The sequence below is a fragment of the Nocardia grenadensis genome (assembly GCF_050942415.1).
GTDB classification, from domain to species: domain Bacteria; phylum Actinomycetota; class Actinomycetes; order Mycobacteriales; family Mycobacteriaceae; genus Nocardia; species Nocardia grenadensis.
In genome coordinates this window covers 5,098,938-5,120,002 of the sequence record NZ_CP192054.1, presented here as the reverse complement: position 1 = coordinate 5,120,002, position 21,065 = coordinate 5,098,938, and the positions used below count along the sequence as shown (strand labels likewise).

General features: G+C 66.9%; 17 protein-coding genes and 2 tRNA genes. 10 read left to right on the top strand and 9 right to left on the bottom strand.

Features of this window, described 5'->3' with window-relative positions; genetic code table 11:
• Nucleotides 1–66: 66 nt before the first annotated feature.
• Nucleotides 67–930, top strand: coding sequence for a TOMM precursor leader peptide-binding protein (locus ACQPYS_RS23525; protein ID WP_431941820.1), 864 nt, complete (start codon nucleotides 67–69; stop codon nucleotides 928–930).
• An 81-nt stretch (nucleotides 931–1,011) separates the two neighbouring features.
• Nucleotides 1,012–2,355 (top strand): ABC1 kinase family protein, encoded by a 1,344-nt coding sequence (locus ACQPYS_RS23520; protein ID WP_431941819.1) that lies wholly within the window; start codon nucleotides 1,012–1,014, stop codon nucleotides 2,353–2,355.
• 152 nt (nucleotides 2,356–2,507) lie between these two features.
• Here ACQPYS_RS23520 and ACQPYS_RS23515 read toward each other — a convergent pair whose 3' ends face one another.
• The 3 genes from ACQPYS_RS23515 to ACQPYS_RS23505 all read right to left on the bottom strand — a co-directional run bounded on the left by ACQPYS_RS23515 (nucleotide 2,508) and on the right by ACQPYS_RS23505 (nucleotide 6,954).
• Complete coding sequence (locus tag ACQPYS_RS23515) at nucleotides 2,508–2,789, bottom strand: WhiB family transcriptional regulator (protein WP_051714877.1); 282 nt, start codon at nucleotides 2,787–2,789, stop codon at nucleotides 2,508–2,510.
• Nucleotides 2,790–3,454: 665 nt separating this feature from the next.
• Entirely contained in the window at nucleotides 3,455–5,584 is a 2,130-nt protein-coding gene (locus tag ACQPYS_RS23510) for an ATP-dependent DNA helicase UvrD2 (protein ID WP_433490848.1), read from the bottom strand.
• Between the two features lie 317 nt (nucleotides 5,585–5,901).
• Nucleotides 5,902–6,954 (bottom strand): IS110 family transposase, encoded by a 1,053-nt coding sequence (locus ACQPYS_RS23505; RefSeq protein ID WP_433490847.1) that lies wholly within the window; start codon nucleotides 6,952–6,954, stop codon nucleotides 5,902–5,904.
• A gap of 414 nt (nucleotides 6,955–7,368) precedes the next feature.
• Here ACQPYS_RS23505 and ACQPYS_RS23500 point away from each other — a divergent pair, with 414 nt between their 5' ends.
• The gene (locus tag ACQPYS_RS23500) at nucleotides 7,369–7,632 is read left to right on the top strand and encodes a mycoredoxin (RefSeq protein ID WP_433493114.1); all 264 of its coding nucleotides are present in this window, start codon (nucleotides 7,369–7,371) and stop codon (nucleotides 7,630–7,632) included.
• An 87-nt stretch (nucleotides 7,633–7,719) separates the two neighbouring features.
• Nucleotides 7,720–8,745 (top strand): YlbL family protein, encoded by a 1,026-nt coding sequence (locus ACQPYS_RS23495; RefSeq protein WP_218020802.1) that lies wholly within the window; start codon nucleotides 7,720–7,722, stop codon nucleotides 8,743–8,745.
• A 58-nt stretch (nucleotides 8,746–8,803) separates the two neighbouring features.
• Here the strand turns inward: ACQPYS_RS23495 and ACQPYS_RS23490 are convergent, their stop codons facing one another.
• Entirely contained in the window at nucleotides 8,804–9,397 is a 594-nt protein-coding gene (locus ACQPYS_RS23490; RefSeq protein ID WP_433490846.1) for a PPA1309 family protein, read from the bottom strand.
• 181 nt (nucleotides 9,398–9,578) lie between these two features.
• On the opposite strand from ACQPYS_RS23490, the gene ACQPYS_RS23485 reads away from it, so the two are divergent.
• Nucleotides 9,579–12,581, top strand: coding sequence for a UPF0182 family protein (locus tag ACQPYS_RS23485; RefSeq protein WP_433490845.1), 3,003 nt, complete (start codon nucleotides 9,579–9,581; stop codon nucleotides 12,579–12,581).
• A 167-nt stretch (nucleotides 12,582–12,748) separates the two neighbouring features.
• On the opposite strand, the gene ACQPYS_RS23480 is transcribed toward ACQPYS_RS23485, so the two are convergent.
• Complete coding sequence (locus ACQPYS_RS23480) at nucleotides 12,749–13,084, bottom strand: transglycosylase family protein (protein ID WP_063039129.1); 336 nt, start codon at nucleotides 13,082–13,084, stop codon at nucleotides 12,749–12,751.
• A 563-nt stretch (nucleotides 13,085–13,647) separates the two neighbouring features.
• On the opposite strand from ACQPYS_RS23480, the gene ACQPYS_RS23475 reads away from it, so the two are divergent.
• The 3 genes from ACQPYS_RS23475 (at nucleotide 13,648) to ACQPYS_RS23465 (ending at nucleotide 15,206) form a co-directional block, all read left to right on the top strand.
• Nucleotides 13,648–13,721: transfer RNA gene (locus ACQPYS_RS23475), tRNA-Met, on the top strand.
• Between the two features lie 229 nt (nucleotides 13,722–13,950).
• Nucleotides 13,951–14,024 (top strand) — tRNA-Met (locus ACQPYS_RS23470).
• A gap of 741 nt (nucleotides 14,025–14,765) precedes the next feature.
• Entirely contained in the window at nucleotides 14,766–15,206 is a 441-nt protein-coding gene (locus tag ACQPYS_RS23465) for a nitroreductase family deazaflavin-dependent oxidoreductase (RefSeq protein WP_433490844.1), read from the top strand.
• Nucleotides 15,207–15,322: 116 nt separating this feature from the next.
• Here the strand turns inward: ACQPYS_RS23465 and ACQPYS_RS23460 are convergent, their stop codons facing one another.
• A complete protein-coding gene (locus ACQPYS_RS23460; RefSeq protein ID WP_431940025.1) occupies nucleotides 15,323–16,444 on the bottom strand; it encodes an NADH:flavin oxidoreductase in 1,122 nt (373 codons plus the stop codon).
• A gap of 133 nt (nucleotides 16,445–16,577) precedes the next feature.
• Nucleotides 16,578–17,426, bottom strand: coding sequence for a helix-turn-helix domain-containing protein (locus tag ACQPYS_RS23455; protein WP_431940024.1), 849 nt, complete (start codon nucleotides 17,424–17,426; stop codon nucleotides 16,578–16,580).
• Nucleotides 17,427–17,559: 133 nt separating this feature from the next.
• Between ACQPYS_RS23455 and ACQPYS_RS23450 the strand changes: the two genes are divergently transcribed.
• Nucleotides 17,560–17,967, top strand: coding sequence for a RidA family protein (locus tag ACQPYS_RS23450; protein WP_431940023.1), 408 nt, complete (start codon nucleotides 17,560–17,562; stop codon nucleotides 17,965–17,967).
• Nucleotides 17,968–18,399: 432 nt separating this feature from the next.
• Here ACQPYS_RS23450 and ACQPYS_RS23445 read toward each other — a convergent pair whose 3' ends face one another.
• Nucleotides 18,400–18,582: a hypothetical protein gene (locus tag ACQPYS_RS23445; protein WP_063039119.1), complete on the bottom strand. Its 183-nt coding sequence runs from the start codon at nucleotides 18,580–18,582 to the stop codon at nucleotides 18,400–18,402.
• Between the two features lie 520 nt (nucleotides 18,583–19,102).
• Between ACQPYS_RS23445 and ACQPYS_RS23440 the strand changes: the two genes are divergently transcribed.
• Nucleotides 19,103–19,843 (top strand): TetR/AcrR family transcriptional regulator, encoded by a 741-nt coding sequence (locus ACQPYS_RS23440; protein ID WP_433493113.1) that lies wholly within the window; start codon nucleotides 19,103–19,105, stop codon nucleotides 19,841–19,843.
• A 55-nt stretch (nucleotides 19,844–19,898) separates the two neighbouring features.
• Here ACQPYS_RS23440 and ACQPYS_RS23435 read toward each other — a convergent pair whose 3' ends face one another.
• Nucleotides 19,899–20,900, bottom strand: coding sequence for an AurF N-oxygenase family protein (locus tag ACQPYS_RS23435; RefSeq protein WP_433490843.1), 1,002 nt, complete (start codon nucleotides 20,898–20,900; stop codon nucleotides 19,899–19,901).
• Nucleotides 20,901–21,065 lie beyond the last annotated feature (165 nt).

Below are 21,065 nucleotides of genomic sequence, written 5' to 3'. Positions count from 1 at the left end.
GAAATCCTGTGGACAACCCGGTGCGCGAACCCGGTTGCACCGCAACGACACTCGCATACTTCCGGCATGACGATGCTCCGGCCACGCGGCCCCCTGCTGCATCCCCGGGTGCCGATCCTGGTCCGATCCACCGGACAGGTCCAATTGGGCTGGGATCCCGATACCGCGGTGCTCTGTGTGGCGCCGGGCCTGGAAACCCAGCAGGTGCTGGGTTTCCTCCGGCTGATCGATGGGCTGAACAGCAAACCCGCGATCCTCTGGCGGTCCCGCTCGCTCGGATTGGAACCCGCACAGGCCACGGCCCTGTTCGAGATGATCGATACCGCGGGCCTCCTGGTCCACCCGCCCCGCCCCGCCGGTCGCGTGCGATCGATCCGGGTGCACGGCATCGGCCCGCTCACCGACGCGATCACCGCCGGCCTGCGGGATCTGGGAGTCCGCCCACAACGCTCGCGCGACTACCGCGGTGAGATCGACGGCCGGGCCCGGCCCGCCGATCTAGTGGTGCTCGCCGACGCGCTGATCCCGGATCCTCGGTTGGTGCGCGATCTGTCCCATGCACGGACCGCCCATCTGGTCGTGCGGCTGCGTGACGGGAAGGGGATCGTCGGCCCGCTGGTCCAGCCGGGGCGGACCAGCTGCCTGCGCTGCGCGGATCTGACCAGAGTCGATCACGACGCGGAATGGCCGCGACTGGCCGCACAACTGCTCGGACGGACCGGTCATGCCAGCCCCGCCGGGATCGCCGCGGTGGCCGCGCTGGCGCTCGGCGAACTCGAGACGATCATTGCCTGCGAGCCGCGTTTTCCACCGGAAACGCTGAACAGAACCCTCGAACTCGATCTCGATACCCGGTCTCTCGATCGCCGGTCGTGGGCGCCGCATCCCCGCTGTGGTTGTCTCGGAAACACGGTCGTCGAAAGTGTGTGATGACATTCACATTCGGTGCCGAGGGTAATTTGCTCCGGTTTTCCGTGGCAGCGAAGCGGGGTTGTCGGCCATTATGGGGGAGTGTCTGAGATCGTGCGCCGGCCCATGTCCCGCAATGCCAAGTTGGCAAAGATCCCGCTGGGAGTAGCGGGGCGCGCCGCGGTCGGTTTCGGCAAGAAGCTCGCGGGTGGCGATCGTCAAGAGATCAACACCGAGCTGAACCAGAAGGCGGCCGAACAGTTGTTCGCCGTACTCGGGGAACTCAAGGGCGGCGCCATGAAATTCGGGCAGGCCCTCAGTGTGATGGAGGCCGCGGTACCGGAGGAGTTCGGCGAGCACTATCGCGAGGCGCTCACCAAACTGCAGGCCGCCGCGCCGCCGATGCCCGCCGCCACCGTGCACCGCGTCCTGGACCAGCAGCTCGGTACCGATTGGCGTAAGCGGTTCCGGTCGTTCGAGGACACTCCGGCCGCGTCGGCGAGTATCGGCCAGGTGCACCGGGCGGTGTGGTCGGACGGGCGGCCGGTCGCGGTGAAGGTGCAGTACCCAGGGGCTGACGAAGCGCTACGCGCCGACCTGCGCACCCTGAACCGGATGACCGGCCTGTTCGCGAAGGTCATCCCCGGCGCCGATGTGAAACCGCTGCTCGCCGAGATCACCGAGCGCACCGAAGAAGAACTGGACTATCGCAACGAGGCCGCGAATCAGCGGGCGTTCAGCAAGGCCTATGACGGGCATCCCGAATTCGTGGTGCCCAAGGTGGTCGCCAGTGCGCCGAAGGTGATCGTGAGCGAATGGCTCGACGGCACACCGGTTTCCGCGATCATCAGCGCCGGCCAGGCGGACCCGGAGGGGACTCGGGCCCTGCGCAACCGGGTGGCCGGGCTGATGGGCCGGTTCCATTTCTCCGCGCCGGAAACGGTGGGGCTGCTGCACGCGGACCCGCATCCGGGCAACTTCATGATCACTCCGGCGGGCAAGCTCGCGGTGATCGACTACGGCGCCTGCGCGCCCCTGCCGGGCGGTTTCCCGGAGTTGCTGGGCCGCATCCTCGCGTTGGCGGTCGCCGAGGAGTACGGCGAACTCACCGAGATCTTGCACGCCAACGGCTGGGTGCAGCCGGGCCGGACTCTTACCGAGGCCGAGATCGAGGAGTACCTGCGCCCGTTCACCGACCCGATCCGCACCGAATCGTTCCACTTCACCCGGCGCTGGATGCAGCGGGTGGCGGGTAAGGCGACCGATTACTCCTCGCCGGAGATGAAGACCGCGCGGGCGATGATGTTGCCCGCCGAATATGTGATGATCTTCCGGGTGCTGGGCGGGTCCATCGGTATCTGCGCCCAGCTCGATGCCGAGGTACCGTTCATGCGGTTGGCCGCCACCTGGCTGCCCGGTTTCCGGGATCAGCGGGACAGCGCCTGAAGCATTACCGCGCAGGAGTTCCCCGGGTTCCGGTGAGCACCGCGCGCATAACGTTACCGGTACAGCAGCGAACGAGCCGCTCATCGGCGAAGCGATGAGCGGCTCGTTTCCGGTGTGGGTGGTGGATGCCCGCGAGGGACACGGGGTGCCGGTCAGACACAGCTGGCGACCTTGCGCGGTCGGCCCCGCGGACGCTTTCGGGCAATGACGACCCCCTGATCGAAGATCTCGCCGCCCCAGACGCCCCACGGCTCCCGCCGATCGATGGCCGCGGTCAGGCAGCCCTTACGGATCGGGCAGGACGCGCACAGCGCCTTGGCCTCTTCCAGCTGGACCGGGCTCTCGGCGAACCACAGATCGGGATCGCCCGCTCGACAGGGCAGGACGCGCTGCCGCTGGCCCCCCGGATCGGTTGCCACGGTGCTACACGCCACATCAGTGGTGGCCGACGGCCAGCTCTGGGTGGTGGTGACCACGTCGTTCTCCTTCAGCTTGTTGTGCAGCGGTTCGGTGTTCGTGCTGCGAAACCGATGCCTTGTGGGCTGAAGGCCAAAAAAATTCTGGCCACGGTTTCGCATCTGCGTCCCGTGGCCAGGAGAGGTGGGGTTGATCCCTACCTTGGTCGGCTGTGGGGCCGCCTGTTCACGGTCGCTCGGTGTCCTTTGCGAAGGCTTTCCGGTCGCGTATCTGCCACCGCGGGTGCTGCGGCGGGATCGATAGCGAAGGAGCCGACGGCTGCCAGAGCAGCCCCCGGGTGCCAGTTCACGACGGACTGGTCCTGCGATTCGACGATGTTCGGCTGATGCGAATAGCGGATACGCGCCTGCTCACCCGCAATATCGAGGCAGGACAGGCCGGTCCCCTGCAAAGCGAGGAACCCCCGGGAAGCAGCGGATGACCGCATATTCGGCGCTACGGTGACGAAGCCGTAGTTCGTTGTGCCGTTCATCTGACTGCCTCCCTCCTGTACTCGTGGTCGTGATCTCAACTGTGCGCGTGGATGTACCCTCCCGAGCGCGATTTCCACCTTAAGCAATCTCGCCGGAGTCGACAACCTATTTTCTACCTGCAGTTTCGCCGGATTCGGTAGCGAATATGACTACCGGCCGGCGATCGAACGGCGCCGGGACCGGATGATGGCCAGCACCTCGGCCCCGTACTTGCGCATCTTGCTCTCGCCGATACCCAATGCGGCCAGCGCGGCTTCGTCATCGGGCAGCTGCTCGGCGATCGCGGTGAGCGTATTCACACCGAGGATCCCGCGCGGATCCACGGCGAGTTCGGCCGCCTTCTCCCGGCGCCAATCCTGGAGTGCGCCGAGCAGTTCCGTATCTGGTTGTCCCACACAGTTCTTGCACCGGCGCAGGAGTAGCGTCTCCGAATCGAGCAGCGCACGACCGCATATCCGGCACACCGGCCGGTTCGCGTCCGCGGCGGGGCGCGCCGGGGCGGCGATGCGGGACGCGGGGGAGCCGTCGGGCACCAGCCCGGCGAGGAACCGGGATCGCCGCCGTGTCCGGCGGTCACCGTCACCGCGGCTCAGCGCCCACGACAACCGGAGATGGACCCGGGCGCGAGTCACCCCCACATAGAGCAGCCGCCGCTCCTCCTCCAGCGCCGCCACATCGGCGACCGACCCGTCACCGTTGAGCGTGTAGGAGATCGGCAGGGTGCCGTCGGTGAGCCCGGCCAGGAACACCGCGTCCCACTCCAGGCCCTTGGCCGCGTGCAACGAGGCCAAGGTCACGCCCTGCACGGTCGGTGGGTGCCGGGCCTCGGCCCGCGCGGCGAGTTCGCGCAACAGTCCGGTCTGGTCCAGGCCCGGTTCGTGCTCGACTAGTTCCTCGGTCAGCCGCACCAGCGCCGTCAGGGACTCCCAGCGCTGCCGGGCCTGCGCCCCCGCCGGCGCGGACGCGGTGAGACCGATCGGCGCCAGCGCGGCCCGCACGAGGCTCACCAGGTTCTTCCCGGAGCGCGCCGTCTCGGGCAGATCGTCGCGGGTCGCCGCCTTACGCAGCTCCTGCACCGCCTGACGGACCTCCGGCCGCTGGAAGAAACCCTCGCCACCGCGGACCTGGTAGGCGATCCCGCGTTCGGTCAGTGCCTGTTCGTAGGCCTCCGACTGGGCGTTGATCCGGTAGAGCACCGCGATCTCGGCCGCCGGGGTGCCACCGGCCAGGAGTTCCTCGATCCGGCGGGCGATATCGGCCGCCTCCGCGGCGAGCTCGTCGTATTCCGCGAATTCCGGGTCCGGTCCGTCCGGCCGCTGCCCGATCAACTGCAGCCGGGTCCCGGCGATCCGGCCCTGCGCCATTCCGATCACCCGATTGGCGAGATCGACAACCTGCGGAGTCGAGCGGTAGTCGCGCTCGAGCCGCACCACGGTCGCTTCGGGGAACCGGCGGGAGAAATCCAGTAACTGGCCGGGCCCGGCTCCGGTGAACGAGTAAATGGTCTGGTTGGCGTCCCCTACGACGGTGAGATCGTCACGGTCTCCCAGCCAGGCGTCCAGGACCCGCTGCTGCAGCGGGGTGATGTCCTGGTATTCGTCGACGACGAAGCAGCGATAGCGTTCCCGGAACTCGTCGGCGACCGACGGATAGTCCTCCAGCGCGGCGGCGGTGTGCAGCAGCAGATCGTCGAAATCCAGCAGCAGACCCTCCGGTGTCGTTTTCACCGACTCGTAGGCGGCGTAGACCTCAGCGACCCGGGCGGCCGCGAACGGTGTCTCCCGCCGGCGGGCCTCGGCCGCCGCCACGTAATCCTCCGGCGCCACCAGCGAGGATTTGGCCCATTCGATCTCGCCGAGCAGATCCTTCACACTCTCGGTCCCAGAAGCCAGACCCACCCGATTCGCGGCCTGCGCGACGACCGGGAACTTACCGTCCAGCATCCGCCACGGCACCTCGCCGACCACCTGCGGCCAGAAATACCGCAGCTGCCGCAGCGCGGCGGCATGGAAGGTCCGGGCCTGCACGGTCGAGGCGGCCGACCCCAACCCGAGTGCCCGCAGTCGCGCCCGCATCTCCCCGGCCGCCCGGGCGGTGAATGTGACGGCCAGCACCTGATCCGCCCGCACCTGCCCCGCCGCCACCAGATACGCGATGCGATAGGTGATGGTGCGCGTCTTCCCGGTACCCGCGCCGGCCAGCACACAGACGGGCCCGCGCGGCGCGCGGACCGCGGCGGCCTGCTCCGGATCCAACTCGGAAAGATCGACTGCGCCCACCCGGGCAGTGTATATATGCGCCACCTTCGGCAGCGCGGGGTCGAGGCCCCTCGGTCTCGCCGTTCAGGCGTCGAGACTCGCGGCTTCGCGGCGTGCGATGTGCGGTGGGCCGTCCGCAGAGTGTGACCGTTGAGCACCTTCGGCCAAGGGGCGGGACGGGCCTCGACCCTTTCAGGGCCTCGCCGAGTTCGGCACCGAGAGGGCTCCGCTGTTCATGAAGGTGGTCGGACGCGAGGTCGGCCGGGCGGTCGGGTCGGCATCCGACCCGAACGTCGAATGCCGACGCAACCCTATGCGTCGAGATGCTCCTATGGATGTCAAGTGGTGGGTGGGTTGGTGATGAGGTGGTAGATCTCGCGGGCGATGTAGCGTTTGAGGCAGCGGATGATCTCTTTTTTGGTCAGGCCTTGTGTGGTGCGTCGTTGGGCGTAGGCGCGGGTGGCGGGGTCCCAGCGCAAGCGGGTGATCGCGATGCGGTGCAGGGCGGCGTTGGCTTGCCGGTCACCGCCTCTGTTGAGGCGGTGACGGTGGGTGCGTCCGGAGGACGCAGGGATGGGTGCGACCCCGCACAGGCGTGCGAACGCGGCTTCGGAACGGATCCGGTGGGGGTTTTCTCCCATGGTGATCAGGAGTTGGCCGGCGGTGTCGGTGCCGATGCCGTGGGCGGCGACCAGACCCGGGTTGATCGCGGCGACCAGCGGGGTCAGTAGTTCGTCGAGGTCGTTGATCTCGACGGTGAGTTGCTGGTGACGACGCGCCAGCGACCGTAACGCGGTTTTCGTCGCGCCGGTCGGTGACCCGATATCGGCGCGGCCGGGACGCAACCCGGCGCAGGTGGTGATCAGCGTGGTATCGGTGAGCCCACGCAGCCGGGCCCGCAGGGGTTCGGGTGCGGTGACGATCAACGCTTTGATTCTGAGTGTGGCATCGGCGCGCGCGGTGATCGCCGAGCGGCGCGCGATACGCAGAACCCTCACCGCTTCGACCCGGCCCGCACGCTGTTTCGGTGTGCCGGTACGGTGACCGGCCAGCGTGGCCCGTGCGGCTTCGATCGCGTCGATCGGGTCGGATTTACCCTGGAACCGGCGGGTTTTACGGCCGGGGCGATCGACCTCCACCACTGGTATCGCCTGCTCGGCCAGACTCGCGGCCAGTCCGGCGCCGTAGGCGCCGCTGCCCTCGACACCGATGCGGGTCACCCGCCCGAACCCGCGCATCCACGCCAGCAGCGCTGTGTAACCGGCGGCGTCGGCAGCGAACTGCGCGGTGCCCAGCACCCGCCCGAGCGGGTCCAGCACTGCCGCGGTGTGGGTGACGCGGTGGGTGTCGACCCCACCGGTCACATCGACTTCGACTTCGTGATGGGTCATGCTGGAAAGGTCCGTCCTGCTGTCTCGACCGGTTCGGTGGGGCGGCACGCACCGGCCGGGCAGGCGGACAGAACAGTGACGGGTCTGCGGTAACAGGCTCCTATGAGGTCACGGCCACCACGCCCGGTGCGGGCAGTGGCCCCGCAGCAACCCTGATCCGACAGATCTCGACCAAGACACCACGGTCAGTTTTACGAAGGGTCAGAACCACGCGCTGCGGGGCCACACCCATCCTCACTGTTTTGCGAGACACCTCGAAGGGTTGAGGCCCGTCTCGCCGTTCAGGCCTCGAAGCGCATGCGGCGAAGCCGCGAGTCTCGAGGCCTGAACGGCGAGACCAAAGGGGCCTCAACCCCGCGGCGCCGAAGGCGCCGCCAAAAACACTGCAATAAACGTGACCCGGCCGGTGTTGCTCTGTCCGTGACTGACGTGACTCCTGATCTGACCATGTACTCGACCACCTGGTGCGGTTACTGCCGGCGGTTGAAGACCCAGCTGAAAGAGGCCGGGATCAGCTATATGGAGATCGATATCGAGCAGGATCCGGCGTCGGCGGAGTTCGTCGGCAGTGTGAACAACGGCAATCATGTGGTGCCGACGCTGAAATTCGCCGACGGGTCGACCGCCACCAATCCGTCCTTGGCCGAGGTGAAGCAGGCGCTCGCGCGTCAGGCGTGATCCACTCGGGCGCGGTGGGTGATCTCACGGGCCGCGCTCGCGTGCCTGTCCCGCATTGTGCGGGAGCGGATGGCTAGTGTTGGCCGGGTGAATCGTCGGATCATCACGCTCCTGGTCGCCCTTGTCCCGGTTGTGTTGTTCGGTGTGGTGGGCAGTGTCTTCACCGTGCCGTTCGTGGCGCTGGGGCCGGGGCCCACCGTCGATACGCTGGGCAAAGTGGACGGCCTCGAGGTCGTGCAGGTGTCGGGGGCCGAGGTGGATCGGACCTCCGGGCATCTGAACATGACCACGGTCGCGGTGCGGGACGGGCTGACGATCTTCGAGGCACTCGGCTTCTGGGTGAGCGGCCGGCACGGTATCGTGCCGCGCGCCGAGGTGTATCCGCCCGGGGTGTCCCGGGAGGAGGTCGACAAATCGAACGAGCAGGAGTTCACGAACTCGGAGAGCAATGCCGAGGTCGCGGCGATGCGTCAGCTGAACCTGCCGACCGCGGTGTTCGTGCACAAGGTCATCGAGGGCGCTCCGGCCCAGGACGTGCTGCGTGCCGGGGATCAGCTCGTCAGCGTGAACGGTAAGCCGGTGGCGACCGCTCAGGATGTGCTCAACGAGGCATCGAGCCGGGCGCCCGGGACCGTGGTCCCGGTGGTGTATCGCCGCGACGGCGCCGAGCAGACCGCGAATATCACGCTGGGCGCCCGGACCGATGACGCGACCAAAGGGTTTCTCGGGTTGACGCCCACCGAGTCCGCGGCACCGCCCATGCAGATCGATTTCAATCTGGCCGATATCGGTGGCCCGTCCGCCGGTCTGATGTTCAGTCTGGCGCTGGTGGAGAAACTGAGCCCCGGTGACCTCGACGGCGGGTCGTTCGTGGCGGGGACCGGCAGTATCGACGAGGACGGCAAGGTCGGCGCGATCGGCGGAATCCAGTACAAGATGATGGCGGCCCGGGAGGCGGGCGCGGAAACATTCCTGGTCCCGGCGGGTAACTGCAACGAGGCGAGTCAGCGGGTCCCCGACGGTCTGCGGCTGGTCCGGGTGGAGACGCTGGCGGGCGCGGTGCAGGCGCTCGAGGATCTGTCGGCGGGGCAGGAAGTGGTCGGCTGCGGCTGAGGTATCCGAGGGCGGCGGCGTAACCGCGCCCGAGCCCGCGGGCCCGGGCGTTCTCCGTTCAGTCGGCGGATTCCTCGAATGTGTGCCGCAGCGCTTCCACCAGGTTCGGCGCGAGGTTCGGGTAGGTGCGTAGGTCGAGGTCGGCGCCGTCGTCCTCGCTCTCTTCGGGCCGTAGCTGCAACAGGCACAGACTGTTTCCCGAACGCAGCACAGCCGCGAAGAGCCGGGCCTCGCGCCGTCCCGGGTGCGCATGGGCGGCGGCCCGGCCTGCCGCGTCGGCGGCGTCCGCATCGGCCAGCAGTGGAGTGAGGGCCTCGTCGAGATCCTCCTCGGCGTCCGGTGGGAGAACCACGATTTCCTGCACCAGGACACAGCCCGCCACCGCGGGGGGCCAACTGGTGGTGGCGAGGAATTCGTCGAGTGCCATCGATCCGCCGGCCACATGATCGGGCAGGGGGTCCTGGGCGATCGGTGTCAACTCGTCCGCGGCGTCGACCTCGTCGATGAGCGCGGGTTCGGCGGCCACCAGATCCGTGGTTCGCACCAGCGCGAACATCTGCGGTGATCTTCCCCAGCCCTCGGCGTCCACGAACTCCGCGACCTCGTGGACGGAACGGGCAAGGACGATTTCGGCATGCAGATCGGAGCTCACTCGACCATCCTCGCATCCGCCGCCGCGACACCGCCCGAACCCTGCGGTCGCGAACATGTCCGTTTTCCGTAGAGTGGGCCCATGAGGGTCCGTACGGGCCCGACCTCAACAATTCGGACTGCGGCGCAGCGGCCGGTGGCGTTACCGGTTCACTCGCCGCCGGACCCTGGAGAGTGGCATCGTGGGCATGCGCCCCCCCGCCGGTTTACCGTCGCTGTCCCGGCGCAGTCGTCTGCTGCTGGTGGCCGCGGTGGTGCTGGCCGCACTGCTGTTGGTAGGGCCTCGGCTCGTCGATACCTATACGAACTGGCTCTGGTTCGGGGAGGTCGATTTCCGCGGCGTCTACCTGACCGTGCTGCTGACCAGGGTCGCGGTGTTCGCGGTGGTCGCGCTTCTGGTCGGGGTGATCGTCTGGCTCGCCCTGTTGCTGGCCTACCGATCACGCCCGGTCTTCGTGCCGACCTCGGGCGCCGGCGATCCGGTCGCCCGGTATCGGACGACGGTGCTCGGCAAGCTGAAACTGTTCGGGCTCGGTATCCCGGCGTTGCTGGGCATGCTGTCCGGGCTGGTCGCCCAGTCGAACTGGGTCACCGTGCAGTTGTTCCTGCACGGCGGCTCGTTCGGGCAGACCGATCCGCAGTTCGGTCTGGATGTGGGTTTCTACGCCTTCGACCTGCCGTTCTACCGGATGGTGCTGAACTGGTTGTTCGTCGCCGTGGTGATCGCGTTCGTCGCGAATCTGGTGACCCACTACATCTTCGGCGGTCTGCGGCTGACCGGGCGCGAGGGCGTGCTCACCACGCCGGCGCGGATCCAGCTCGCGGTTCTGGCCGGGATCTTCGTGCTGCTGAAGGCCGTCGCCTACTGGTTCGACCGCTATGAGCTGTTGATGAGCAGCCGGAAGGAGCCTACCTTCAACGGTGGTTCGTTCACCGATATCAACGCGGTGCTGCCGGCCAAACTGATCTTGATGTCCATCGCGATCATCTGCGCGCTGGCCTTCTTCGCCGGGATCGTGCTGCGTGATCTGCGGGTGCCCGCGATGGCCGCGGCGCTGCTGGTGCTCTCCTCGGTACTGGTGGGTGCGGTGTGGCCGCTCATGGTCGAGCAGTTCTCGGTGCGTCCGAACGCGGCGGAGAAGGAGAGCGAGTACATCGAGCGCAATATCGCCGCCACCCGGGATGCCTACGGGATCACCGACGACAAGATCGAATACGTCGACTACAAGGGGGAGAGCAGCAAGAATCCGGTGAACGTGCCGGTGGACCATGCCACCATCGCCAACGCCCGCTTGCTGGATCCCAATATCCTGTCCCCGACGTTCACCCAGCTGCGACAGCTGAAGAACTTCTACGGCTTCCCCGAGGCGCTCGATATCGACCGGTACGCGCTCAACGGACAGATCCAGGACTACATCGTGGCCGCCCGCGAACTGTCTCCGGCCACCCTGAGCGGTAACCAGACCGACTGGATCAACAAGCACACGGTCTACACGCACGGCAACGGGTTCGTCGCCGCGCCCGCCAACCGCGTCAACCGGCCGCAGTCCGAGGATCCCAACGCCGCGGGCGGCAGTAGCGACTCGGGTTATCCGATCTTCCTGGTCAGCGATCTGTTCACACCGAAGGATCAGCAGCGGATCAAGGTCGATCAGCCGCGTATCTACTACGGCGAGCTGATCTCGCAGTCCGATCCCGACTACGCCATAGTCGGCGCGGAGGAAGGACAGAACCCCCGGGAGTACGACACCGACCAGGCCCGCTTCACCTATGACGGTGCCGGGGGAGTGCCCATCGGCAACTGGTTCAACCGGCTCGCTTTCGCGGCCAAGTACGCCGAACGCAATATCCTGTTCTCCTCGGCGATCAGCGATAATTCGAAGATCATCTACAACCGGTCGCCGCGCGACCGGGTGGAGAAGGTCGCGCCGTGGCTGACACCGGACGGCAACGCCTATCCGGCGGTGGTGGACGGCCGGATCGTCTGGATCGTGGATGCCTACACCACGCTGGACAGCTACCCCTACTCCCAGACGACCTCGCTCGAGGGCGCGGTCGAGGACAGTATCGACCAGCGCACCGGCCGGCTGCTGCCGCGTAAAGAGGTCAGCTATATCCGGAACTCGGTGAAGGCCACGGTCGACGCCTACGACGGCACGGTCAAGCTGTACGAGACCGATCCCAGCGACCCGGTCCTGCAGGCCTGGCGGGGCGTGTTCCCGGACGCGGTGATTCCGGAGAGCGAGATCAGCCCCGAGCTACGGGAGCACTTCCGGTATCCGGAGGACTTGTTCAAGGTGCAGCGCGAGATGCTGACCAAGTACCACGTGGACGATCCGCGCGAGTTCTTCACCAACAACGCCTTCTGGTCGGTGCCCGCCGATCCGACGGTGGAGGGGGTGTCGGCCAGCCAGCCGCCGTATTACGTGCTGCTCGGCGATCCGGAGACCGGTAAGCCGGTGTTCAATCTGACCAGTGCGATGGTCGGGTACAACCGGCAGTTCCTATCCTCTTATATATCGGTGCGCTCCGATCCGGACGGTTACGGCAAGTTCCGGATCCTGCAGTTGCCGACCGATACGCAGACCCAGGGTCCGCAACAGACACAGAACACGATGACGACAGCGCCACAGGTCTCCCAGGAGAAGACGCTGCTGTCGAACTCGAACAAGATCAGATACGGCAATCTGCTCACCCTGCCGGTGGCCGACGGCGGCATCCTCTACGTGGAGCCGTTCTACAACGAGCGCAATACCGGTCAGAACACGGCCACGTTCCCGCAGCTGCTGCGAGTACTGGTGAGTTACCGCGACCAGGCCGGCAGCGTGAAGGTCGGCTACGGGTCGACGCTGGCCGACGCGTTGAATCAGGTGCTACCCGGTGCCGGTGCGCTGGCCACCCCGTCCGGCGGCGATCCGGCCACCCGGCCGAGTCCCGGCAGCGCGCCGCCGCAGCCCCAGGGTAATGATTCCCAGGACCAGGGCGCCTCGACCCCCAACGGCTCGACGCCACCGCCCGCGAGTACCGGTTCGGCCGCGCGGGATGCCGCGGCGGTGGAGCTGGATCGCAAGATCGAAGCGGTACGCACCGCCATGCGTACCGGCAACTTCGAGGACTTCGGCCGGGCGCTGGACGAGCTGGACGCCGCCGTGAAGGCGTATCAGGACGCCGGCGGGGGTAGGTAACAGCCCGGCTGCGGAGCCGATTGCTGTCGGCTCCGCGCACGGCGCTGCTGCGGGTCCGGTCGGACTCCGGGCCGGAGAACGAAAGAAGAGGCGCTGCCATCCACCCGGATGGCAGCGCCTCTTCGTACGCGCTGAATGGCGGCGCGCTCAGTGCGCGCCGGGCAGGGTCACAGGTACTGACCGCACACCGGCCACGCGCCGGGGCCCTGAGTGGCGAGAACGTTCTCGGCCACGCGGATCTGCTCCTCGCGGCTGGCGTTGTGTGCGCTGCCGCTGCCGCCGTTGGCCTCCCAGGTGCTCTGGGTGAACTGCAGGCCGCCGTAGAAGCCGTTGCCGGTATTGGTGGACCAGTTGCCGCTGCTCTCGCATTCGGCGACGGCGTCCCAGTTGCCCGAGGCAGCCGTTGCGGTGGCGGTGGAAAGACCGAACGGTACGGCAACGAGGGCCCCGGCGATAGCAGTCATGCCGAGAACGCGGGTGCTGAACTTTCGGGTCTTGGACATATGCGAATCCCTCCCTGTGCCCACCGGCAGCGCGTTGGAAGCTTGCGTGCCCCTGTCCCCAGGTGATGTGTCGGGGTTTGATCCGAACCGTGGGACAGGGTTGCCGGCGTTCTCCGGTTCGGTCGGCCCGTCCCGGTCTGGTCGGGGCCTGGGAACGACGGTAACGAAGAAATCTCGTCAGATCACGTATCGATAACTATCAATACGTCGATTGGTGTCAGCCGGGAATATGTGGAAAATTCCAGGTCATAAACGGATTTCTCCCGTACCCATGGCGGTCTGCGGCAATGCAGAAATGTGACCGGGATCACCGAAAATGGGTAATTCGTGTCACGCGTATAGCGATCGGAACAAGTGGCAATCGCGCCGTTAATGTTCTGAGTCCTGTTGCCGGGGTTGCCGCCGTGGGGTCCGGCGTGCCGACGGGCCGGGGTGCTTGCCGGCGGAGCCCGGTGTGCGCCCCCCGGCTGCCCGTGCGGCCTGCGAGCGCGCTGGCGGATATGTGGTTTGAGCTGGTGATTTGGCAGTATTCGGAAGCCGTGTGTAATGTTGTGTTCACCCAACGCGGGGTGGAGCAGCTCGGTAGCTCGCTGGGCTCATAACCCAGAGGTCGCAGGTTCAAATCCTGTCCCCGCTACTAACGAGGAAGGCCCCGGAACCATGGTTCCGGGGCCTTCCTCGTGTCTGTGGCCCGTTCGAGCGGTGGCCCGGGCCGGCCGGATGTCGTGAGCCCGCTCGTCGGGGTGGCCGCGGTGTGGTCGACGCGGCCTCGCGGCGCCCCGGGCCTGCTCGCGATCGGCGTCAGGCCAGCTCAGCGGCATGTTTTGGTGTTGCGAGAGGTAATGCGTAATGTTGGGGGCACCCAACGCGGGGTGGAGCAGCTCGGTAGCTCGCTGGGCTCATAACCCAGAGGTCGCAGGTTCAAATCCTGTCCCCGCTACTACAGGAAGGTCCCGGAGAGATTCCCTCTCCGGGACCTTTCCTTTTCCGTGCCGCGGCATCGCCCGGTGACCGCCTCCTCTGCCGCTGCCGGCCCGCCCGAAACCGCCGTGGAACGCGGGCGGTCGTGTGCGGTTCGCTGTCGTGCGGCCGGCCGGCGGAAGTGGTGCCCGCCGAGTTCGGGGCGGCGACCGGTTCCCGCGGTACTCGTGCGACCTACCCTCGTGCCCGAATCATCCGGCACCTGTGCGTATTCGGCGTGCGGTCCGGCACGATGGACACGCCGACGACCGAATACCTTGGCGTAGATAAAGAATGGGCAATCATGTAGCGATTTCATCAAGGAAAGCGTTTCGGGGGCGGCTCCGTCGGGTGGATATCGTTCGAATCGGGTGGTCGAAACCTATTTATCGGTCAACGAACAGGTAATAGCCGAAACGTATATATCGAATCACATCGGTGCAATTCAACCGCCTCTCGGATAAGGCCGTCGATGGTGCGCGACCGCTCGCCGACTGCGCTCGAGGGGCGTCCGGGCGACCGGATCCGGGTACTGCCGGGTGGATTTCAGCTGCCGAACCCAGCGGGCGTCATGAACTTCCGGCGGCGCCGCGGGCCGGCGGAGTCGCCGCGCCACGTCCTGTGGCGGGACTCCGGCAGCGGGCGGATCCACGGCGTTGCCGAACCTCGACCGAACTGCTTCGCTGGATCAACTGCCGCGAACCGGAGGGGATGAGCTGTCGTGCCATCTGATTTCACGTTGAAGGCCGTCAATGCCGTGCACCGAGCTCTACTGCGGATCAGCTTCGGACGCCTGGGGACCGAGTACTTCGGGATGCCGGCCCTGGAGCTGACCACCCTCGGCCGCAAGAGCGGGCAACCGCGTTCGGTCATGCTGACCGCGCCGGTCGTCGAGGGCGAGGAGTACATCATCGTCGCGTCCCGGGCCGGCGACCCCACCCACCCGGCGTGGTACCGCAACCTCCGCGACAATCCCGCCGTCGAGGTCTCGTTCCGCAACGGTCCGCGCCGGCCCATGACCGCGCATATCCTCTCCGCCGAGCAGCGGGCGCCACTGTGGTCCCGGATCACCGCCACCTATCCCGTCTACGGGGATTACCAGAAGCGCACCGACCGGGAGATCCCGCTGGTCCGGCTCACGCCGACGGCGGGACACGCTTAGCGCATGGTTCGAAGTAGGAGGTGGAGCGGCATTTCTGCCCGGTGCCGCCCCACCTACTGTTCTCTGAAGGTCCTATCCGCATCGGCTGATAGGAACAGAGCCGATCGCAACCGGCATCAGGAGCGGGCACGCCAGGCAGCGGCGGAGTCCAGGGTTGCCATCGGATGCAGCATGGCGTAATCGAAAGCCGCGAGCGCGGCACCATCCTGGATACGGCGCGGCAGATCTGGATTCGCCAATGCGCCACGACCCACCGACAGTACGTCGGCATGCCCTCCGGCCAGAACGTCCGCGGCTTGCTCCAGCACATGCATGCCACCGTTGGCCACAACCGGCCGGCCGGAGATCTCACGGGCCAGCCGAGTGATCGTCACACCGCTGGGGAAGCGCGCGGTGTCGATGAAATCTCTCCCCTCGCTGGCGATATGCAGGAAACTGGCCTCGCCCAGGGCGGCGAATACCACGCGTGCGTCGGCCTCACCGCCGGGCCACCGATAGGTGAAGTCGTTGACCTTGGTCTGCGACAGTCGCACGCCGACCGGAAAATCGCCCACAGCGGCGCGCACTTCGTTCAGCACCCGCGCGGTGAGACGGATGCGGTTCGTTACCGATCCCCCGTACTCGTCGGCGCGCTGATTGGTGTAGTCGGTGAGAAACTGGTCGAGCAGATAACCGTTCGCGCCGTGGATCTCGACACCGTCGAAGCCCGCCGCTCGCGCGTTCTCCGCGGCAGTGACGAAACCGGCGACTACGTCGTCGATATCGCGTACCGACATCTCTCGGGGCACACCCCACGCGCCGCCCGCTCCGCCGTAATCGACCATCATCTGTCCGCGCGGCCGAACTGCCGACGGGCCGATGGGCTCGAAACCGCCGGAGTTGCCCTGCGAGATCGCGCCCGCGTGCATCAGCTGCGCCATGATCGCGGCTCCGCCGGCGTGGACAGCCTCGACCACAGTCCGCCAACCTTCGACATGCTGGTCGGTCACCAGGCCTGGCTGATTGAAGTAGCCCTGGCTGTGGGTGGCATCGGTGTAGATGCCCTCGGTGGTGATCAAACCGAAACCGCCCGTGGCGAATTCACGGTAGTAATCGACCATCTGCGCGGTCGGCGTGCCATCGGGTTCGGCAGATACGCGCGTCATCGGAGCCACCGCCAGGCGATTGCGTAGCGGTAGCGCCGCGAGGTGGAACGGCTCCAGGGCCGGGTGGGTCAGATCGTGTTCAGTGGTCGTCAACGGGTCGACTCCTCGTCTGCTCGGGTTGCGTGCACGGCCCTGTGCCGAGCACGCGACGACGAGCCTTCCCGACCGTGTCGACAGGGACCAGTGCCCGGCGCACCACTGTTCCGGGATCCTGGGTCGGGCAGACCTAGCTTTGCCGGTCGCGCTCGATGAGCGTGCGCAGCGCCTGTTCGGTGCGACTACCGGGCTTGGCGGTATAGGTCACCAGGGCGCGGACCCCCGGGTCGGCTATCGGTGAGAAGAACTCATAGTCGAGTTCTACCGGGCCCATCTCGGGATGCTGGATGTAATAGGTGCCGAACGCCACATCGTTGACGTCATGAGCGGTCCAGAGTTCATCGAACTGTGGGCTGACCGAACGCATGCGATCGATCAGCGCGATGAGTGCGGTATCGCCGGGCCGGTGGCCGATCCGCAGGCGCAGATCGGTGGCGACCTGGCGAGCCAGGGCGGGGTGCTCGTCGGCGAACAGCGCGCGGGTGCGGGGGTCCAGGAAAACCAGGTGCGTCCAGTTGCGCTGTTCGTCCGGAAGGTCGGCGAAATCGATCCCGAACAGCAACTCCGCCGCCCGATTCCACCCCAGCAGATTGGTGTGATGGCCGATGATGTAGGCGGGCACCGATTCGAGCGCGGCCAGGAGCACGCGCAGGGCCGGGCGCAAGACCGGCGGGTTCGGCTCCACGGGGCCGGCCGGCGATGGTGGTCGGGCCAGGTTGTGCAGGTGAATGCGCTCATCCGGGCTCAGTTGCAGGGCGGTTGCGACCGCGTCGAGGATCTCGGTGGAGACGTTCTCCAACCGTCCCTGCTCCAATCGAGCGTAGTAGTCGGCGCTTATACCGGCTACTTGCGCGAGTTCTTCGCGACGCAGGCCGGGCACGCGCCGCCGGGTGCCGAAGTAGGGGAGCCCGACGTCTTCCGGCCGGAGCCGTCCACGGCGTGAGGCCAAGAAACTGCCGATTTGCTCCACGTCGCCCACAAAGGGCGATTATAAGGTGGGTCGGTCAGGCCCCGGTTATCTGGTCATGGGTGCGGCAGGGGCTGGCTGCCGGATCTGGCACCGGTCACGCTGAGCACTGACACTGCGTACCGACCAGCGAAAGGACTGCCTGATGGCCGCCCGAATCCACAAAATCGCCACCGATCCCGATTGGTATCACCCTTATCGCATCTCCCAGGCCGTTGTGGCCAACGGAATGATCTATGTCTCGGGTCAGGCCGGTTTCACCGAGGACGGCACGACAGTGCCGGGAGGCTTCCGTGCACAAGGCCGCCAGGCCTTCCGCAATGTCGAGACCGTACTGGCCGCGTCGGGTGCGACCCTGACCGATGTGGTGAAGGTCGGCATCTTCGTTCGTGACATGGCTGCCAATCTTCCCGATGTGCTCGAACTGCGCGCCGAGTTTCTCGCCGAGCCCTATCCGGCGGACACCCTACTGGAAGTCTCTGCTCTGGCCCGGCCGGAATGGCTGATCGAAATCGAAGTGATCGCCCTCTGCCCGGTCGAAAGGTCCTCGTAGCAGCGGCCGACCGGCGGTCACCGCGCCGGGCCTGTGCACAACCGGTGCGTAGCGTCGTCGGCCGACGATTCGAAATTCCATGTGATCCGATCCGCCGCGGTGGAGTGCAAGGTTCCAGAGGTCCCGGGGCGGCACTCGCCGAGGCCGATGCGGACCGGCCGATCGGGCAGTCGGTCCCCAGTGCGATCCGCGATGGCCTGGCCACGGCTCCACGAGAACCCGCATTCTCGTGGAGACCGATCCGGGCCCGGTCGCGGGCGGTGCTGCCCGGGGTTCGGCTCCGTCGCCGTGATCTCCGTGATGGCGCGCAGTGATATCCGAGCAACTGCTGATCGGGCGAATGGAACGATGCGCGGTATCGCCCGGTGCTCCGGTGTCGGATCGGCGACCGGTGTCTGCACCTTGCGGTGCCGGGTCCGGCGTATGGGCGGCTCAGCCGTTGCGGGTGAGGCTCGGAGGCACCGATTCGGGCTCCGCGACCGGGACCGCGGCGCTCGGGTCGGTCATGATGTCGCGCCACCAGGAATCCAGCCGGCTGGGCTCCGGCCAGATCACGGGTGCGTGCTCGGCGGTCGATTCCACGTCGTTCTCCTCGGGGCCGGTGTTGTCGGGCATCCTTGCCTCCTGTACGCGTGGTGCGCCGGCGGGTCGCTGCGCGTATTCGTACGCTGCTCCGATTGCGCCGCCCCCGTGACCGGTGTCGCCGGAAATTCCCGCGACCGAGCAACGTAGTGACAGCAGATCGCCGGACCCGCCCGGTACCAATGTGCCGCAATTCTAGCCTTTTTCGCCCCGGCTGCCCACGGATTGGAATCCGTGGGCAGCCGCCGGCTTATTCCTGGTGGAACCATCTGTCGCACGGTATTCTGGATGTGTCTGTGCGAGAACATCTTCCGATGCTACGTGACGCGCCGCCGCTGCCGGATTCGACAAAACGACCGGTTTGTAATATATGGCGAATGTATTGCGTGATGTATGCGCGCAATCCCGATTTAATGCCGGTGTAAGTGTACTTTCATTTGATCGTGCAGAACGGGGTGGCATATGAAATCCCGGTGAAGAAATCCCCGGTCGGATGGCCGACCGAGCGCGGCGCCGCCGGGACCCGCCGCTTCGGGCGGCGGTGCTGAGTACACTGCCGGACATGTCGGTGGCGTCGTCGCGATCGCGGATCCCGGGGGAGGTCAACGGATACGAGGCGCGCTGGGAGCAGCACAATACCAAGCGTCAGTTGCGCATCCTGCGGGCCGCGGTCGAACTGCTGGAGGAGAAACCCCTGGGCGCCGATGTGCCCGTGCGGCAGATCGCCGAACGGGCCGGGGTCGCCAAGTCCGTCGTGTACCGGCAGTTCAGCGGCCGGGAGGATCTGGACCGGCGCATCCGGTCGTACCTGATCGACGATCTGGGGGCCGTGCTGGACGCGCAGCTGGACGTATCGTCCGGCTCGGTGCGCGAGATCATCACCCGGACGGTTCGCGCGGTCGCGGACTGGATGGGCGACCACCCCAATCTGGCCGCGTTCGCGCGGACCGGCCCGCCGGCCGGGGGGCCGGACAGTGTGGACGCGATCTCCAGCCTGAAGATCCGGATCACCGAGCGGTCACGTGAGCTGATCGATGCGATCGCCCGCATCATGGACGTGGAGTCGGCCGCGCTGGAGCCGGTGCCGTTCGCGGTGGTGACCATGGTCGAGGGGGTGCTGGCCGCGTGGGTCGCCGATCCGGAGCCGAGCCGGACGCGCGCGGAAATGGTCGCCGACCTCTCCGGCTACGCCTGGTACATCCTCGACGGCGCCGCCCGGACGGTCGGTGTGACGGTGGACCCGGACCGGGAACTGGCGCAGGTGGTCGCCGGACTGCGGGGTTCGTCCTCGTGAGTGTGCGAGGTCATCGACCGGGCCGAACGTCGTCGGTCGGCCCGGCCGTCCCGGGTCAGGCCACCGAGGCCCGAACCCGGCGTTCCGGTTCGCTGCGGTAGCGCGAGCGGTCGCCGTCGATTCCGAGTGCCCGCCACAGCCGCGCGGTGACCGGGTTCATCAGACCGAGCTCGTCGGCGAGGGCACGCATATCGCCGAAGTAGCCGGACAGGATCTTCCGCGAGTGCGGGCTACGCCAGAACGCCTCCTCGATCACCTCGCGTGGCACGTCGAAGCGGCGGGCGAACTCCGGCGGCGGCGCCATGATCTCGCCGGCCAGCCAGCGCAGCGCCAGCGGGAAGGACAGCCCGCACAGCGTTGTCGAGACCGGGCCGAGTTTCGCGATATGCGCGCGCAGGAATTCGCCCGCGAAGGAGATGTGGCGCGCCTCCTCGGCGATATGGATCTCCATCGTCCGGACCACCAGCGGCGGTAGGTTCGCGCCGTTGCGGATCATCGCCTTCTGGTAGTGGTCGATCGGCTCCTCGCCGCCCAGGATGCCCAGGAACAGCACCACATGCGCGTAGCCCCCGGCCACTCCGATGAACGGGGAGAGCGCCCGGAAGATCGGCCGCATGCCGGGGACATCGTCGCCGATGCGGTTCACCAGTTCCTGGAACATCTGGATGTGGTTGCACTCTTCGGTCATCTCGTGCAGGCAGTAGCGGAACTCCGGCGACCCGTTGGGCAGTTTCGCGATGTACTGCATCATCCCGCGGATGAGTACGGTTTCGAAGGCTGCGCCGACCTTGATGGCGTTGGCGATCCGCCAGCGGCCGATCTCGATCTGTTTCGCCGGCGGTAGTTCCCGGTACCAGCGGGTGGCGCCGAGCGGGTCGTAGTCGGGGGAGAGGATCCAGCGCGGATCGTCGCGGTCGAGGGCGAGTTCGGGCGCATCCCAATCGATGTCCAGATACGGATCGAACCGGCGGTGCACCGAGCCTTCCGACAGTGTTTCCAGCGTCTCGCGGTACCGGGTGTCCAGCTTGGGAGCCCGCGGCAGAGTCGACGGCGTCATCGGTGCCTCCTCGTGCGTATGGCGTACATCTCTCTATGGATGAATTTACCGGGACTCAGCGTCTCAGTAAATAGAGCGTGTAGAGCCGGGGCGCAATCGTGCCCTGTGGTGATGAGGGCGCAGGAGTGGCGATGGTGTGCGCGAAAGCCGCGCTTCAGGTCATAT

Coding starts and splice junctions, on each gene's coding strand:
- ACQPYS_RS23445 (WP_063039119.1), bottom strand. CDS start 18,582: ATGCCCGACAACACCGGCCCCGAGGAGAACGACGTGGAATCGACCGCC.
- ACQPYS_RS23505 (WP_433490847.1), bottom strand. CDS start 6,954: ATGACCCATCACGAAGTCGAAGTCGATGTGACCGGTGGGGTCGACACC.
- ACQPYS_RS23435 (WP_433490843.1), bottom strand. CDS start 20,900: ATGACGCCGTCGACTCTGCCGCGGGCTCCCAAGCTGGACACCCGGTAC.
- ACQPYS_RS23480 (WP_063039129.1), bottom strand. CDS start 13,084: ATGTCCAAGACCCGAAAGTTCAGCACCCGCGTTCTCGGCATGACTGCT.
- ACQPYS_RS23525 (WP_431941820.1), top strand. CDS start 67: ATGACGATGCTCCGGCCACGCGGCCCCCTGCTGCATCCCCGGGTGCCG.
- ACQPYS_RS23450 (WP_431940023.1), top strand. CDS start 17,560: ATGGCCGCCCGAATCCACAAAATCGCCACCGATCCCGATTGGTATCAC.